General features: G+C 64.3%; 11 protein-coding genes. 6 read left to right on the top strand and 5 right to left on the bottom strand.

Features of this window, described 5'->3' with window-relative positions; genetic code table 11:
- Positions 1 to 50: 50 nt before the first annotated feature.
- The 4 genes from ABTV68_RS07120 to ABTV68_RS07135 form a co-directional block, all read right to left on the bottom strand.
- The gene (locus tag ABTV68_RS07120; protein WP_433676932.1) at positions 51 to 2660 is read right to left on the bottom strand and encodes a beta-glucosidase family protein; all 2610 of its coding nucleotides are present in this window, start codon (positions 2658 to 2660) and stop codon (positions 51 to 53) included.
- A gap of 50 nt (positions 2661 to 2710) precedes the next feature.
- Positions 2711 to 4309: a DUF5597 domain-containing protein gene (locus ABTV68_RS07125; protein ID WP_433676933.1), complete on the bottom strand. Its 1599-nt coding sequence runs from the start codon at positions 4307 to 4309 to the stop codon at positions 2711 to 2713.
- Positions 4310 to 4430: 121 nt separating this feature from the next.
- On the bottom strand, positions 4431 to 5765 hold the full coding sequence (locus ABTV68_RS07130) for an MFS transporter (RefSeq protein WP_433676934.1): 1335 nt from the start codon (positions 5763 to 5765) through the stop codon (positions 4431 to 4433).
- A 160-nt stretch (positions 5766 to 5925) separates the two neighbouring features.
- Entirely contained in the window at positions 5926 to 7515 is a 1590-nt protein-coding gene (locus tag ABTV68_RS07135) for a DUF5597 domain-containing protein (RefSeq protein WP_433676935.1), read from the bottom strand.
- A 245-nt stretch (positions 7516 to 7760) separates the two neighbouring features.
- Between ABTV68_RS07135 and ABTV68_RS07140 the strand changes: the two genes are divergently transcribed.
- Both ABTV68_RS07140 and ABTV68_RS07145 read left to right on the top strand, forming a co-directional pair.
- On the top strand, positions 7761 to 9956 hold the full coding sequence (locus tag ABTV68_RS07140) for an MMPL family transporter (protein ID WP_433676936.1): 2196 nt from the start codon (positions 7761 to 7763) through the stop codon (positions 9954 to 9956).
- 163 nt (positions 9957 to 10119) lie between these two features.
- Complete coding sequence (locus ABTV68_RS07145; protein ID WP_433676937.1) at positions 10120 to 10815, top strand: fibronectin type III-like domain-contianing protein; 696 nt, start codon at positions 10120 to 10122, stop codon at positions 10813 to 10815.
- Between the two features lie 95 nt (positions 10816 to 10910).
- Here ABTV68_RS07145 and ABTV68_RS07150 read toward each other — a convergent pair whose 3' ends face one another.
- Positions 10911 to 11852, bottom strand: a complete 942-nt coding sequence (locus ABTV68_RS07150) for a LacI family DNA-binding transcriptional regulator (protein WP_433676938.1) — start codon at positions 11850 to 11852, stop codon at positions 10911 to 10913.
- 222 nt (positions 11853 to 12074) lie between these two features.
- Between ABTV68_RS07150 and ABTV68_RS07155 the strand changes: the two genes are divergently transcribed.
- Genes ABTV68_RS07155 through ABTV68_RS07170 form a run of 4 tightly spaced genes read left to right on the top strand, consistent with a single transcriptional unit; the run spans position 12075 to position 17231 of the window.
- A complete protein-coding gene (locus tag ABTV68_RS07155) occupies positions 12075 to 13613 on the top strand; it encodes an ABC transporter substrate-binding protein (RefSeq protein WP_433676939.1) in 1539 nt (512 codons plus the stop codon).
- Positions 13610 to 14617, top strand: coding sequence for an ABC transporter permease (locus tag ABTV68_RS07160; protein WP_433676940.1), 1008 nt, complete (start codon positions 13610 to 13612; stop codon positions 14615 to 14617). Before ABTV68_RS07155 ends, ABTV68_RS07160 begins: the two co-directional genes overlap by 4 nt.
- Positions 14614 to 16386 (top strand): dipeptide/oligopeptide/nickel ABC transporter permease/ATP-binding protein, encoded by a 1773-nt coding sequence (locus ABTV68_RS07165; RefSeq protein ID WP_433676941.1) that lies wholly within the window; start codon positions 14614 to 14616, stop codon positions 16384 to 16386. Before ABTV68_RS07160 ends, ABTV68_RS07165 begins: the two co-directional genes overlap by 4 nt.
- Entirely contained in the window at positions 16383 to 17231 is an 849-nt protein-coding gene (locus ABTV68_RS07170; protein ID WP_433676942.1) for an ATP-binding cassette domain-containing protein, read from the top strand. Before ABTV68_RS07165 ends, ABTV68_RS07170 begins: the two co-directional genes overlap by 4 nt.
- Positions 17232 to 17233: the final 2 nt, after the last annotated feature.

Raw genomic sequence — 17233 nt, forward strand, 5'->3', positions numbered from 1 at the left:
CGGAAGGGCTGGGAGATCGAGGCGATCTCCCAGCCCTTCCTCGGCGCGGTTTAGACCTCGGTGACCTGCGTCAGGAGCGTCTGCGGTAGATCGGCTGGCAGAGCGCCTTGGCTATACATCACTAGTTGATCGAGCGTGAGGCCGGTAGCCTGCGCTAGCGTCTCTTCGTCGGCGCCGTTCAAGGCGTCTGACAAAACTGCCCGTCCCCGGGGGTGACTCAACCAGTCCCCGATGGTGCTCGCGGAGGTCAACGCCGGAACCGCCACCTCCACGCGCGCAACCTCGACGACATCGGTCAGCTCGCCACCCACAGTGACGGTGCTCCAGAGCGCTCGGTTACGAGAGCAATGGTGAACTTCGCCACTCAGCTCGACGCTGCCCTTCAAAGGCGTGGACGCGGACGACCCGCCGATGAAGAGGCGGAGTGCTCCCGGTTCGACTACCCAGCCTTCCCGGCGGTCCCACAACGCGAACATCTCCGAGGGGATCTCGACCAGCACCTGTCGCTCCTCACCCGCGCGGAGGAAGACTCGCTGGAAACCCAGCAGCACGCGAGATCGACGAACGACTCGCGCCACCAGGTCGCGACCGTACACCTGAACGACCTCGTCGCCGTCTCGGTCGCTCGTGTTCGAAACGGTGAATGTGCAGCGGATCACGCCGTCGGTTCCAACCCGGGGTGCCTGGAATGCGAGATCACGGTACTCGAACTGGCTGTAGCTGAGTCCGTGGCCAAAGGGGAACACCGCGCGCGCCGAGCCGTCGACATAGCTGTCGTTGCTCTGCAGCGTCCTCCAGTAGGGAACCGGCGCGGAGCCAACATTCTCCAGCATGGCGATAGGGAGCCTGCCGGCCGGGTTCACGTCGCCGAAGAGTACGGCGGCGGTCGCGGCTCCGGCTTCCTCTCCACCAAGCCAGGCAGAGACGATTGCCGGAGCACGGTCCGCGAGCCAGCCCAGCACGTACGGGCGCGCATGGCTGAGCACGACGATGGTCGGTGTGCCCGTGTCCAGGACAGCTTCCACCAGCTCGCGCTGCACACCCGGTAGCTCGCACGTAGCGCTGTCGAGTCCCTCTCCGACTGTCCCGAAGCCGTTGATGCCAGCCTGGTCGCCGACGACAAGAACGGCAAGGTCGGAGCGTCGGGCTGCTTCGACGGCGGCCGGGATGTCTGAGCGATCCATGCGCTCGACCGGGCACCCCACTTCGTGCAGCACGGTCGTCGCATCACCGGCGCGTTCGCGGATTCCCTGGAGGAAGGTGACGAGCGGCACGGTGTCCACGAGGAGGTCGGCGTCGTCTGCGCCGGTCTTGCCACGCAGTTCCTCGACATCTTCCAGACGAGCCTGCGGGTTCGCCGCGAGAGCGAACCGCTTGGTCATGCTGTCGAGGACCTGGTAGGCGTAGTGCCCGAGCTGGCCCATGGGTCTGTCCGCGTTCGGCCCGATGACGGCGATGGTGCCAGGCGTCGTCGTTAGCGGGAGAAGCGGGACGCCGTTGACCGCGTCGTTCTTGAGCAGGACCACCGAGCGTTCGGCGACCCGCCGCGCCAGCCCACGTGCAGTGGAAGAGTCGAGGGTCTCCGGGATTGAATCGATGTCCACGTAGGGGTTCTCGAAAAGGCCCAAGCGGAACTTTGCCCGGAGGATCGCCGCGACGGCACGGTCCAGCTCGCCTTCGGTGAGCAGTCCCGACTCGACGGCCTCCACAATGCGGTCGGTGGACACGCGGTTGTCGAGGTCGATATCCACGCCTGCGCGAATGGCGTCAGCAAACGAGGCCACCAGCGAATCGCTCACACCGTGCTTGGTATGGAGCTGCCCGATGGCGTCGAGGTCGGAGATGACTACTCCGTCGAAGCCGTAGTCCTGGCGGAGGAGGCCGTCGAGGAGTTCCGGTGACCCGGTGACGGGCACGCCGTCGAGGTCGTTGTAGGACGGCATGATTCCATCGGCACCGCCATCGCGGATCGCCATCTCGAACGGAACACCGTAGAACTCGCGCAGGAGTCGGTCTCCTACCTGAGCGGGCTCGGTATTGCGTCCGCCGTCGCTCGCCCCATAAGCGACAAAATGCTTGAGCGCCGCGATGATTGGACTTGCGGGGACGGCGTTCTGCAGCCCCCGAACGAAGGCCGATGCCGTTGAGCCGACGAGATAGGGGTCCTCACCGTAGGTCTCACCGACGCGTCCCCATCGCGGGTCGCGAGCGACGTCTGCGAGCGGAGACAGCGCCATCCTCGCGCCGAGGGCGGCCATCTGAGATCCGATCTCCGCACCCATCTCCCCGATGAGCTCCGGATCCCACGTCGCTGCCTGAGCAATGGCATCTGGGAAGGTGGTCGCTCCCTGGACCTTGAAGCCGAGGAGCGCCTCCTCCGCGAGAAGGACGGGGATACCCAGGCGTGTGTCCTCGATGTGCTTGCGCTGCAGTTCGTTGACACGCGCCGCCGCCTCCCGGGGCGGCAAGTTCAATGCAGCGATGGCGGCGGTCGCGGTACCCCAGCCTGTTGCAGGCGGGTTGTGTGCATCGACAGCCGTGCCGAAAGGTGACGCCGTCTGGGCGGCTTTCTCTTCGAGCGTCATGCGCTCGAGGAGGTCTCGTACTCGCACCCCCACAGGTTGGGTGGAGTCGCGGTAGGGCAGGTAGTCGTCGTTCACAGCAGGTCCGTTCGTGGGTCAGAAGAGGAAGAGGAAGAGGCGCGGCACGCTCAGATCGCGTACGTGGAGAACCGGGTGATTCCCGTCTCTGGGATACGGGTGGGAATGGCGCGGCCAGGCACCAGCCCGCTCCCGGGGAAGGGATAGGGGATCAGCGAGCCCGAGGCGGTCTCATCGCCATTCAGGTGCAGCGTCGGAACAAGCTCGTCGCCCTCGAGCTCGAAAGCGGTCGCGGAAAGGAAGGAAGCGGTCCGTCCGTCCGTGCCTGCCAGGGTGATCCAGAAACCTCTGCCGAGGAGATAGACCCCGTCCGGGCCGTCCTCGATGACGATGGCGTACCCGGGATAGACCGGTGTGACGTACCCCCACTCATCCTTCGTGTGCAAGGTCACCGTCACGTCGCCGAGGACGATCTCCGCACCTGGGTTCTCTTCGTTCAGGATGACGGCGCGCATCTGCGCGTCCGGATTGACCGCGATGACGGCTGCCGCAGCCCGAAGGAGGTGAAAGGCGTCGGCGAGGGGAGCGAACTCAGGATCCGTCGGCGTATAGGAGTCCACACCGAACGGGGAGACGCCAAGCGCCGCGTGGTTGCCGATGGCTTCGAACATCTGCGGGATGCCGGGAGAGTCGCCGCGCAACTCCGGGATGAGCAGGCGCCCCCGGCGAGCCTTGAAACCGGCGAGTACCTCTGTGATGTCATCAACGTAAATGTCAGGTGCGAGGAAATCGATGTCCGGAGCGAGTTCTTCCCAGATCGCGGCGACCGGCAGAACGGGTCCACCACTCGGATACTGTCCAGGCCGTTTGCCCCCGGCAAGGGCGACCGGTCCGTCGAGTACGCTATCGCGGTCGAGCCAGGCGTTGACGAACAGGGGAACATTCAATTCCGCGCGCCCCGCGGCAGCCACGACCTGCGTGTAGGCGGCGAAACCGGCCGCCATGAACGCTTCGTCAACGCGGTCGCCCGCCGGGAAGACCTCCGCCCAAGTTCCTTCCCTCAGGCTGCCGTGGGCGACCCATTCCGCGTGGAGAGGGGCGTCGACGTCACCGGCAACCGCATGAATGACAGCGGCAGGCACACGGTCATTGAACAGGCGCTCCGCATTATTGCTGCGGTCGCGGGTGTCGCCGAGCAACCCGATCTCGTTCTCAACCTGCACCGCGATCACCGTGCGGTCGGCGTCCACCGCGGCTATGTGCTGCATCAGGGCAGCGAACGCGCGCGCATCGGCCTCGCGTGACGTGGACCCAAACGGCGTGAGATGTTCGGCATGGTGACCGGTCGATAGGAGAGAGCGCGGGAAGCGCTCCGCGTCCCGCTTCACCCATGCCGGGACGTACGTCGAAGCGGCGTTCTTCCACGACCCGAACCACAGAGGGATGAGCTTCAGGCCTCGCGAACGCGCTCCCTCAACCATCGCGTCGACAAGGCGCGTGTCGTAGGAGCCCTCGACCGGCTCGAAGAGGTCCCATGCGACAGGTGCAAGAACCGTGTTGGCGCCGAGGAGCGCGACCGTGTCGAAAGACGCGGTGATCGCCCGTTCGGTGCTTGAGCTGGAGTTATGTACTTCCGCTCCGATGACCACGAAGGGTCGGCCGTCCACGCTCAGGTACGGCCCGGTCCAAAGGTCAGTCGTGCTAGGCAACAGTGTCACTCCATTTCGTGGTCGGGTGCCGACGCGAGAGAAGGCGCCCTGGATAAAAGATGCTTCCGTGTGGCCGGAGAGCTGTCACTCGGCCACACGGCGGCACCGGGGAACTAGCGGGTCACCGCACTCCGCGGACGCGGGCTGCGGTGACTGCGGCGCCGAGGGCAAAGACTCCACCCGCGATGAAGAGGGCTGTGTAGTTTCCGGACCCTCCGCCGATGGCGAGAAGAAGTGGCGCGATGACAGGCCCGATAGCGGTCGCCAGAGTGCCGGACACCTGGTAGATCGACATCCACTTTCCGCCAGCGGCAGGGTCGGGCAAGACGTCAGAGGCAAGGGCGAGATCGACCGAGTTGAACGCGCCGGAACCAGCGGAAATGAGCACGCCTCCGATGATGTAGATCCCGAAGTCAGGTGCGATAGCTGCGATGGCCATACCCGCGGCGATCATCCCCGCCGCGATGTAGATGAATGGCTTACGCCGGCGCAACTTGTCCGAAAGGAACCCACCCAGGATCGTGAATCCGATAGTCGCGAGCAGGGCCAGCCCGCCGGCGACAGCGAGCTGCTGACCCGCCTGTTCCGCGGTGAAGCCGAGTCGGTCCAGGAGGAAGTACAGCTGGTAGGTGCTGAAGAATGCCGTTCCCACTCCGATGCACAGCTTTCCGACCCACACCAGCGAGAAATCCGGGTGCTTGAGTGGGTTGAACAGCAGGCTACGCAGGGACGATCCAACCTTGACGGACTGAAAACGCTCCGGTGCAGGGCTGTCGGGGATGACGAGTACCCACAGCAGCACACCGAGCCCGAAGACGGCGACGGGGGCCAGGAAGAGCAGCACCACGTTGTTCAGCAACAGGCTGCCAACCAGGGTGGCGGAGACGCCGGCAATCGACGCCATAACGCCGCTCAGCGCGCCCAGCTTGCCTCGCTGTGCGGGGGGCACGTGTTCGGCGAGGGTGGGGTTCATGGCGACGCCTACGAGGGATGCGGCGAGCTGAGCGATCACGTATCCGACGAGGATGAGAGGCACGTTCGGCGCGATGGCAATCAGGAACGCACTGATGGCAAAGACCGAGAAGCCGAGAATGAGGAACGGCCGGCGTCGCCCCCAGGCGAACTTGCTTCGGTCGCTGAGTACACCGAGTACCGGTCCTGCCGGCAGCAGAACGATGGCACTGATACCGACGACTAGACCGAGCACGGTCTCCTTGCTCGCGGGGTCGACGAGCTGAATCTTGTAGGGGAGGCTGAAGAGCGCGGGCATGAACAGGCACAGGAAGTACCCGAAGTACGCGAAGCTGTACACGAAGACAAAGCCCGGCCCCACCTTCGGAATGCGCAGCTCCGCCGTCGTGGGATCCTCCTCATCCTCCGCCCGCAAGGTGAGCTGAGATACGTCCTCGATAGGTGTGTTGGTCGGCACGATGTTTGCCGCGTCTTTGCGTCTCATGGGTTTGCCTTCATCACGGGCCCGTCATCGGGCGCTCTGGTCCGAGTCGGCTTCGGGGGGGGCCGATATCGATGTTGATAGGTACAGGGAACCACTGTTTTTGACGCGTGTCAATCCGCTGAGCAACTCGGGTCCGACCGCCCGCCATTTATGCACGCGCCTACCGCGATGGCTCGGCGGGCGGAGCGGTGGCGGGCGGCGGGGTCGCCAACGTGAACCGCACTACGCCACTGCGCCGGCGGATGGAGGGGATGTGGTACGCGTCGGATGGCGGTCGCGGTTCGAGAGACGGCAAGACCACAACGCTGCCGCTTTCTGTCTCGTCACCGTTGAGCTCCCGGTAGACCTCCACGCCGCTTTCGTGAACTCTCAGCTCTTCGACCTTGACGATCTCCGCTCGACCTTCTGCGCAGAAGAACGACAGTTCAGCTCCTCTGCCGCATGCGAGGAACGTGTCCTCAGACTCCTGAACGATGAGCCCATAGCCCCACTCGTGGAACCCGCCAACCCTGTTCGGCTCGCGTCGTGCAATGGCGGTGTACCTCCCCAGTGCAAGCTCTTGCTGCTCGAGCTCGGCATGAAGTCTGAAGCTCCCGATGGGAGGCGCAGAGTTGACCTTTGCGAGGACCGCTAGCGCCCCGTAGGCATCGAACAAGGCCTCACCCTCGGGCAACTCCGTGGTGTCGATGCCGAACGGTGAGACCCCGATGGCGGAGTGCGAGCCCAAGGCGACGAACGCGTCTGCGACACCAGCGACATTTCGGCGCATCTCCGGGATGAGAAGACCGCCACTGAGGCCGATGTAGTCCCTGCAGATCTGGTCGAAGTCCCCGAAGTAGATGTCGGGGACGAGCAAGTCCAGCGAGGGCGCGAGTGCGCTCCAGATCGCTCCCACATGGGGGAGTGGGCCACCGCTGGGGTAGATGCCTGGCTCCTGTCCCCCCGCCGGATTGCCATCTGCAACCTCGAGTTGCGTATACAGCCAGGCGTTCGCGAACAGTGGGAGCGGGTACTGGGCTCTTCCCGCGGCGGCGACTCGCTCGACATGGCGTGCATAGGCCGCCGCCATGAAGGCTTCATCAGTGTCTGTGGTGTCTCCGAACATCTCTGACCACGTGCCTGCTTGGTGTTCACCGCGAGAGCGCCACGACTCTCGAATGCGAAGAGGTGCATCCGTGCGGAGCGCGGCGAGCACGTCTTCCGGGACGCTGCTGCGGTAGGCGTGTTCTGCCGCAGCGCTCCGGTCTCGGGAATCCCCCAGGATTCCGACTTCGTTCTCCACCTGGACCATCACGATGGTTCCTTCGGCGGCATCGATGTCCCGGACGTGCGCCATGAGTGCGGCGAAGGCCCGCGCGTCCGCTTCTGCGGCTTCGGTGGCGAAAGGGGTCAGGCAGTCGCGAGTCTCGTTCGTTCTGATCTCGGCTCGGGGGAAGCGCTCCGGGTCGGATCGCACCCAGTCGGGAACGTAAGTTGAGCGCCCGTTCTTCCATGCCCCGAACCAGAGCGGGATCAGATGCAGATTCTTGTCACGCGCTGTGGAGACGAGCTCGTCGACAAGAGAAAAGTCGAACTCCCCTTCGTGGGGCTCCAGCTGTCGCCACGAGACAGGCGCCAGAACGGTGTTGAGATTCATGCCGTCCAGGGCATCGAAGGCATCTCGAATGGCGGGGCGGCTGCTGCTCGAGGAATTGTGTAGCTCACCCCCGAGGACGACGAAGCGCTGGCCATGGACGTGAAGGTGCTTCACCCCTCCCTCGCTAACAAGCCGGGCGGGCGGGGCTACAGATGGTGTACGTGGCATGGGTCCTCATCGACGAAGTACGGTGGCAAAAATGTAGCAGATGTACTGTTTTCGTTCACGGGTTCAGCGTCGCGTCTACTGCCAACGCAGTACATCGAAGCCTGCGCACGGACCACGCGAGCGCGACGCGGAGAAATCAGAGTTGAAGAAAGCACTCGCGCGCACGCTTATGCGCCTTTCGAAGGACTCTCATGGCTCGACTACTTTCCCGGCTCGGCCGGTTCTCCGCACGTCATCGCTGGGCGGTGCTGATCTCCTGGCTCTTGGCCGTCGCCGTGCTTGCCGTGGTCGCGCTATCCGGGATGAAGTTCGGCGACGGGGGTTTCGATGTTCCGGGCACTCCCTCCAGCGAGGCAATGAGCGTGCTGGATGAGGAATTCCCCCCGGACGACTCGGATGTCGGCTCGTTGCAACTCGTCATCCAGAACCCGGACGGCGACATTGTCGATGCAGAGGCGATGACTAGCATCGCGGATGCGCTCGCCGACGTCCGTGACATCGACGGGGTGGAGTCCGTCTCCGACCCCTTTGACCAGACCCGTCCGTACATCTCCGAAGACCTCTCGACTGCGGTCGCTACCGTGTCCGTGGACAACGCCGCAGATGCAGAAACCGCCACCGAGCGCCTCGCAGAAGTCGCGCAGACTCTGCGTGCTGATGGTCTGAACGCCGAAGTCGGCGGCTCACTCGGTGAAGGGGTGCCGGAGATCCTCGGGCCGAGCGAGATCGTCGGCGCGGCCCTCGCGTTCCTGGTCCTTCTCATCACTTTCGGCTCCCTGGTTGCGGCCGGCGCGAACATGTTCACCGCGCTCATCGGCGTGGCTGTAGGAATCCTCGGTGTGCTGGCGTTCTCCGCGGTGACCCCCATCGGGTCCCTCACCCCGATCCTGGCCGTCATGCTCGGCCTCGCCGTCGGGATCGACTACACACTGTTCATCCTCGCGAGGTTCCGCACCGAGCTTCGCGAGGGGAGAGGCTTGCACAGTGCCATTGGCGTCGCCGTCGGCACTGCCGGGTCTGCGGTCGTCTTCGCCGGAGCCACCGTGATCATCGCGTTGACCGGGCTGACGGTAGTGGGTATCCCGTTCCTTGGAGAGATGGGTCTCGCCGCAGCGTTTGCGGTTGCAATCGCTGTGCTGATGGCGCTGACCTTGGTCCCCGCCTTGCTCTCGTTCATGGGCACTCGGGCTCTGTCGCGCCGGGACCGCAAGCTGGTGGGGACGGACGTCACGGAGAAGAACGGCTTCATCGCCGGCTGGGCGCGTTTCGTCACGAGGCGTCGCGCACTCAGCCTCCTGGGAGGCACGGCACTGCTCGTCGTGGCGGCTGTGCCGCTCATGTCGATGCAGACGGCGCTCACCATGCCGGGAGGAGAGGATCCCGACTCTACGCAGCGCGCCGCCTACGAGATCGTCGCTGACAAGTTCGGCGACGGCGCCCAGGACCCGCTGGTCGTTCTCGTGCGATCCGACAATGTCGAAACGGTGCTTTCCCGTGTCGTCGACAACCTTGCCGAACTCGACAACGTCGACATGGTGATCCCCGCCGCTGTGACGGACGACGGTGACACGGCGATGCTGACGGTCATGTCGAAGTACGGCCCGCTCGATTCGCGCACGACAGACCTCGTGCACGACATCCGCGCCGAGGACGGCGAGATCAGCGGAGCGCAGCTTCTCGTTACGGGAGCAACAGCAATCGGCTTGGATTCCGACGAGCAGCTGCAGTCCGCCCTCATGCTGTACATCGCACTCATCGTCGGACTCTCGCTGGTCCTGATGGTGATCCTGTTCCGTTCGCTTCTCATCCCCCTCGTAGCGACCGCGGGCTTCCTGCTGTCGCTCGGCGCCGGCCTGGGTGCAACGGTCGCGATTTTCCAGTGGGGCTGGCTCGACGTCATCGTCCAAGCTCCGCAGGGGAACCCGCTGCTGAGCCTCCTGCCCATCGTGGTCACGGGCATTCTCTTCGGGCTGGCGATGGACTACCAGGTGTTCCTCGTCTCTCGCATGCACGAGGCTCACGAGCGGGGGCTGGCACCACTGGAGGCCGTGCGCGCGGGTTTCCGACACTCGGCAGTCGTCGTCGTGGCGGCAGCCGCCATCATGGCCGCCGTTTTCGGAGGATTTGCCATGAGCCATTCCTCCCTGGTCGGCTCCATCGCTATGGCTCTCACCGTCGGCGTCATCGCGGATGCGTTCATCGTCCGGATGATTCTCGTGCCGGCAGCGCTCTCGTTGCTGGGCAAGGCAGCATGGTGGATTCCCAAGTGGCTCGACCGCATCCTTCCCGCTATCGATGTCGAAGGGGCAGGTCTTGACCAGCAGCCCGCGCCACGGCCTGAGAACGCCCCGGTTCCCGCGCGTGATGCCGTGGGGGTCGGACGGTGATGGGGCATCAACGATAGTCCGATGGAGCGGGTGAGAGAATCATCCGCATGATGATGACGAGGAGGCGGCGGACAGTGAGCCTGCACCGGTGGGAATGGCCGCTGGACGTCGTCGCCCTCGTCGCCTTCATCGTGGCCGCTGTCACAATCACCGCGGATCGCGCGTGGTGGAAGGTCTCCACGTCGGCTACCGGTGGTACGACGCGACCGAGCGCGAGGTTGCGTTCCCGTTCGGATTCGGGCTCGGCTACACCACGTTCCGCTACGACAGCCTCACAGTCTCCGTCCCGGACGCGGACACTGCCCGCGCGACTGTGCAGGTCACGGTCAGTAACTCGGGGGACCGAGCGGGTTCCGACGTCATTCAGGTCTACGTCGCTGATACCCATGCCTCAGTTGCGCGACCGAAGCGAGAGCTGCGGGCTTTCTCGAAGGTCTGGCTGGAGCCGGGGGAAACTCGGGTGGTGACCCTCGATCTTGACGAACGTGCCTTCGCGTACTGGGGTCGTGGTGGCTGGACTGTCGAGCCAGGGGAGTTCACGATCCACGCCGGACCGAACTCCCGAGACTTGCCGCTGCAGGAGGTCCTGGCGTTCACTATGGACGCGCCCGCCTTTGAACTGGACGACGCGTCAACACTGCTCGAGTGGGCTTCGCACCCAGTAGGGCTGCAAGTCCTGCAGGGCGCGATGGTGAGTATGGGGCAACCCGGTGACGCGCTCACGAACGACGACTCGCTCCCACTATTCGGCACGATGCCCCTGCGAACGATCCTCGGATTCGCGCAGCAGAGCGCAGGCGCCACGCTCGACGTGGAGGCCGTGCTCATGCAACTGCTCGACGCGGTCAAGGAGGGCTGAACGCCTGGGCGGGCGGGCGTCGATGCGAGCGAACGCCCGCCCGCCTGCGTCGCGGTGTCAGTGATGCCTATGACTGGGACTCAGACATCAACGCGTCACGCTGGTGCAAACGTCGTCAGCCCCGGGCGAATGGTCGGGGTTGTCCGGTGATGGACCGGCGTGTCCCGGCCTTTGAGTCTCTCAAGCAGCACGGTCGCGGCGGTCGAACCCAAGTGGACTCCGTTCTGGTCCATCGTGGTGAGTCCGATGAGTGGGTGCGCGGTGATTGGAGCCCCGTCGTAGCCGATGACAGACACCGACTCACGTGTCGCATTTCCCTCGCGAAGTACGGCAAGAACATCGAGCGCGAGGCCGTCATTCGCGGCGAAGACGGCTGTGGCATGAGTCTGGGAGTTGAAGAACTCTGCGATTCCCTCCCGAGGTCGCTCCGGGTCAACCCGTACGACGGTTGGTTTGAGTCCCGCGTTCGTCATGTACGCCTCGTATGCGCGGGCTCGCACATCATGACCGTCGAACGCTGTGTCCAGGCTGCCGGGCAGTGCCAACGTCACATGTGCGATGTTGCGGTGCCCGAGGTCGTGCAGGTGTGTCATCGCGAGAGTCGCGCCGGCTTCGTCATCGCTGCACACCGTGTCGAAGGCATCCGAGCGTTCGTGCCGACCGATGGCAACAATCGGAACACCTGCGGCCATCGCGGTCAGATCCTCGCTGGACACAATGGTTCCAAGCGAGATGACGCCATCGACGGGCCTGTCGATGAGCCGCTCCAAGGCGTTGGCGCTGTCCCAGACGCTGAGAACGGGCAGCGAGATCAGGTCATAGCCTGCGCGCGAAAGCGCCTGAGCGGCGCCGAAGATGATGGTGGGCAGGAAGTCCGTACCGAGGAGCGCCGGCGATTCCACGCCAATCGTGAAGCTCGCCCCGCGCATCGCCCGCGCGGACGCGCGAGGGCGATAGCCAAGCTCCGCGATTGCGGCTTCGACACGCGCCTGCATGCCAGGGCTAACGCCGTACGCGCCACGGATCACTTTCGACACCGCAGCCCGCGAAACACCCGCTCGCGCAGCAACATCTTCGATTCGCGCTCGTCCCACCCTGTGTCTCCTTCTCGAGGTTCACCGCGTCGTGCTCGAAGCGACTCCCTCATCTTAGGTTCGGCCAGCAGCAGCTTCCGAAGCGTGGCTTGACTTATGTAGATTGATCTACATAACATCACTCCTGCACTCACATGTCGAGTTACCAGAACGAAGGAGTTCCCCTTGAAATCCACCCGAACGCGCACCGGCAGCATTCTCGCTGTCGTCGCTGCAGCAGCGCTCGCGCTGACGGCTTGCGCACCGAGCGCCGGCCAGCCCGACTCCGCAACAACCACATTGAAGCTGGGGCTGGCGAACGCACCGCAGTCATTTGATCCCGCTCAGATGGGCGACGCCGGCAACATGCTGCAGTACGCCCAAGCGGTGTACGACTCGCTGCTGTACAAGGCCCCGGACGGCACCATCGAACCGTGGCTCGCCAGCGACTGGTCCTACAACGAGGACAACACCGAACTCACGCTCACGCTGCGCGACGATGTGACATTCGCGAACGGGGAGGAGTTCACGCCCGAGGTTGCCGTCGCGAACCTCGAGCACTTCAAGGCCGGTGGAGGGCCGCAGGGATCGATGCTCGCGGAGCTCGAATCGGTAGCGGTCGCCGGTGACGATTCCATCGTTCTCAAGCTGTCCGCGCCCAACCCCTCGCTGGTGTCATACCTGACGACGGTCGCCGGGCTGCAGGTCAGTCCTGAAGGACTGGCTGACCCCGAGCTGGCAACCACGCCGTCCGGCTCAGGTCCGTACACCTACGACGCGGCGAGCAGCACATCGGGCAGTGTGTACACGTTCGAGAAGCGAGACGACTACTGGAACGAGGCCACGGTCAACTTCGACAAGGTCGAGGTCCGTGTCTTCACCGACCCCGCCGCTATCGCCAACGCCTTCGCATCGGGCCAAATCGACGCTGCCCCAGCGTCGGTCGACACGCTGAGCCAGTTCGAGAACGCAGGCGCCAAGATCGACACTGTTGAAGGCGACTGGTCTGGGTTCATGATCTTCGACCGCACGGGCCAGCTGTCTGAGCCCCTGGGTGAGCTCAAGGTCCGTCAGGCGCTCAACTACGCCATCGACCGCGACCAGGTGCTCGCAACGGTCGTGCACGGCTATGGCACGGTAACCACCCAGATCTTCAGCCCAGAGGATCCCGGATACGTAGCCGAGCTGGACGCGGCCTACAACTACGACCCCGCCCGAGCAAAGGAGCTGCTGGCAGAGGCCGGATACCCGGACGGGTTCGACGTCACGATGATTGTCTTCGCGCAGACCCCCGCAGACACGCTCGCGGTGTACGCCCAGCAGCTGGCCGAGGTCGGGATTCGCGTCACCTGGGAAACGCAGGACCTCAACACGTTCCTTGTCTCGATGACCACAGGCAAGTCGCCAATCAACACCATGCAGTTCGGTGCGAAGGGCGGCTGGGAGATGATCAACCAGCTGGTCGCTCCGACAGCACCGTGGAACCCATTGAACGACCAGGTTGACGAGCTGACCACGCTTATTGAGAGCGTGCGCACAGCAACCGATGAAGCTGCGCAGACGGAAGCCGTCCGGGCTGTGAACACCTACATCGTTGAGAATGCGTGGTTCGCTCCGTGGTTCCGAGTTGCGTCGCCGTATGCGACGAACCCGACGAAGATCTCGGTCGAGATGCAGTATCAGCAGACCATCCCGAGCCTGTACAACTTCTCGCCTGCCGAGTGAGCCTCGGGCGGCCGAGAGTGGCAGTCTCGCTCTCGGCCGGCCGTGTTCAGAGGAACACCATGATTCTTTACTTCGCGAAGCGTGTCGGCTCAAGCATCGTCTTGCTGGTCGTCGTGTCCTTGCTCACCTTCACGCTTCTGAACCTCACCGGGGGAGTGGCGGTTGCGCGCGGCATTCTCGGGCCATTGGCCACCGACGAGCAGGTTCAACAGCGCGCGAGCGAGCTCGGTCTACTCAACCCGTTCTTCGTCCGATTCGGTGAGTGGCTGCTCAACGCAGCCCAGGGCGATCTCGGACGGTCTTGGTTCACCGGCGAGCAGGTGACCAGTGTGCTCACCGCGCGTCTGCCCGTCACCTTGACTATCGCGGTCACCACCGTGCTGGTCACCGCCGTATTGTCGACGGTTCTCGGCGTTGCCGCAGCTGTCTATCGTGGCTGGGTTGACCGGGCCGTCCAGATCATCGCCGTTGTTGGGTTCGCGCTGCCCGGGTTTTGGGTGGCGCTGGTGCTCGTGTCCAGTCTCGCGGTAACTGCAGGACTGTTCCCGGCGACTGGGTACGTGCCATTCAGTACCTCGCCAGGCGGCTGGCTGGCAACAATCACCTTGCCCGTCGCATCGCTTGCCATCGGCTCTATCGCCGCGACTGCCCAGATTCTCCGAGGTTCGCTCATCGACATTCTCGGGTCCGATTTCGTACGAACCCTGCGGGCGGCGGGCGTGCCGGAACGTCGGGTGCTGTTCGTTCACGCGCTGCGCAACGCAGCGCCTCCCTCTCTCACCGTCCTGTCGCTGCAGTTCATCGGACTGCTCGGGGGCACGGTCATCATCGAGAAGGTGTTCGCGTTGCCCGGCATCGGCTCTGTCGCTGAGACCGCGACTGCGACAGGCGACCTGCCGCTTGTCCTGGGAGTCGTCGTGCTCTCCGTCGCGGTCGTCATCATTGTCAATCTCGTCATTGACCTCGTCAACGGCTTCCTGAACCCGAAGGTGCGGATCTCGTGACCTCGCTCACAGTAGTCAACGCTGTCGCTCACACTCCTCGGCGCCGCAATGCGTTCCAACGTTTCCTGCGCGAACCGATGGGAGTGGTCGCGGCTGTCGTCCTCATTGCGATTGTCGCTGTCAGCTTGCTCGCGCCAGTCATCGCCGGCTCCGATCCCAATCAAACCTCGTTGGGTATCACGTTCGCGAGCCCGAGCCTGGAGCACCCGCTCGGCACCGACGGGGTGGGGCGTGATGTCCTTGCGCGCCTCCTCTACGGAGGTCAGGCAAGCCTGCTGTCAGGGCTCATTGTCCTCGTCGTCTCAAGCATCCTGGGTGTGACCTCCGGGCTGCTTGCGGGCTACTTCGGTGGCTGGTTCGACATGGTCGGTGAATGGATCGCCAACGTTCTCATGTCGCTGCCGGGCATCATCATCCTGATGGCAAGCGCCGCCGCGCTCGGCCGGTCCATTTGGATCTCGATGACGATCTTCGGGGTGCTCGTCTCACCGGGCTTCTTCCGCATGACACGGGCGAACGTTCGGTCAGTCCGCAATGATGCATACGTCGACGCCGCGCGAGTATTCGGTCTCGGCACCGGCCGTATCCTGTTCCGCCACATTCTTATCGTCGTCCGGGGGCCGTTGCTGATTCAGATCGCCGGCGCGGTTGGGCTCGCAGTGGTCATCCAGGCCGGTCTGGACTTCCTCGGCCTCGGCGACCCGAGCATCCCCAGCTGGGGAGTCATGCTTTCCGACGCCTTCCGCACGATCTACACCGCGCCGCTGCTGGTTCTGTGGCCTGGCCTGATGATTGGCCTGACCGCGGGCGCTGCGTCGCTCATCGGTAACGCGCTCCGCGACGCGCTCGAGGAAGGCAACGCAACTCGTGTCGCCCCTGGCGCCGCAGCACGGAGCCGGCGTGCACGCGCCGCCGCCGGAACCGCCACAGACCGTGAGCACACGGATACGACGCCGGTCCTCAACATCGAAGACCTCACCGTTGCGTACCAGACAAGTCGCTCACAGGCGGTTGAAGTGGTGCACGGCGTCTCCCTGACGGTGCGTAGGGGAGAAGTGTTGGGGCTTGTCGGTGAGTCGGGCAGCGGGAAGACGCAGACCTCGCTCGCAGCGCTCGGTTTGCTGAGCCCTGGCGGGATCGTCACCGGCGGCAGCATCTACTTCGACGGAAAGCGCATCGACACGGCAACGCCGAAGGCGATGCGGGCGCTACTTGGCAAGCGCATTGCGTACATCCCCCAGGAGCCGATGACGAACCTCGACCCGATGTTCACCATCGGCAGCCAACTGGTGGAGCGCCTCCGCGCGAACACTCGAGTGAGCAAAGCTGAAGCACGTCAGACCGTCAAAGAGATGTTGGATCGGGTTGGCCTCGTTGACGCTGAGCGGGTGATGCGTTCGTACCCTCACCAGATTTCGGGCGGCATGGCGCAACGCGCGCTGATTGCTGGCGCGCTGTCCGCAAAACCCGATCTCCTCATCGCAGACGAGCCCTCAACGGCGCTCGACGTAACCGTTCAGGCCGAGGTCTTGGATCTGCTGCGTGAGCTGCAGCAGGAGATGGGCACCGCGATGCTCCTCATCACTCACAACTTCGGCGTCGTCGCTGACATCTGTGACCACGTCGCAGTGATGCAGCACGGTGAGATCGTCGAGGCCGCCAGCGTGGGCGCGATCTTCGAGAGCCCACAACACCCGTACACGCGCGCGCTCCTCGCCGCGAACCTTGAGGGACGTCCGTCGCGCACGGCACGAGAGGCACACGCATGACCCCCACCCCGCTCTTGTCAGCCCGTGAGCTCATCGTGAGCTACCCGGGAAAGGGATTCCGGTCGAAATCCACGCAGGTGCTGCACGGCGTTTCAGTCGACCTTTTCGCGAAGAGGACGCTCGGGCTGGTCGGTGAGTCTGGTTCGGGGAAGACGACACTTGGGCGCGCACTCGTGGGGCTGGTCACACCGAGCAGCGGCATCATCGAATACGACGGCACCCCGATATCCAGGCGGACGCGCGCAGACCAGAAGCGGCTCTCAAACGAGATCCAGGTCGTGTTCCAGGACCCGTACTCGTCGCTGAACCCGTCAATGACCGTGGCGGACATCCTTGCGGAACCGCTCGTTGCGCGCGGCACCGGGCGGGCGGCAGCACGAAGCAAAGTTCGAGGCTTGCTTGACCAGGTCGGTCTGCCATCGGATGCGTCAGATCGTCTACCCCGTGAGTTCTCAGGCGGCCAGCGTCAGCGAGTCGCAATCGCCCGCGCTCTCGCAGTCGACCCTCGCGTCATTGTGTGCGACGAGCCGGTATCGGCGCTCGACTTGTCCACCCAGCTGCGAATCCTGGACCTGCTCATCGAGATTCAGCGAGACACCGACGTGTCGTACCTCTTTGTCACGCACGACATCGGTGCTGTCCGCTACATCAGCCATGAGGTCTCCGTGATGTATCGAGGCGAGATCCTCGAGCACGGACCGGTCGACCGTGTCATCGACGAGCCCGCTCACGACTACACCAAAAGGCTGATGCTCGCGGCTCCCATCGCCGATCCGAACAAACAAGCAGAACGCCGTGCTCGCCGACGCGAGCTCGCCGCTTCATCAAACACCCCGACGCGCTGATC

The organism is Microbacterium gorillae, from assembly GCF_050990725.1.
Classification (GTDB): domain Bacteria; phylum Actinomycetota; class Actinomycetes; order Actinomycetales; family Microbacteriaceae; genus Microbacterium; species Microbacterium gorillae_A.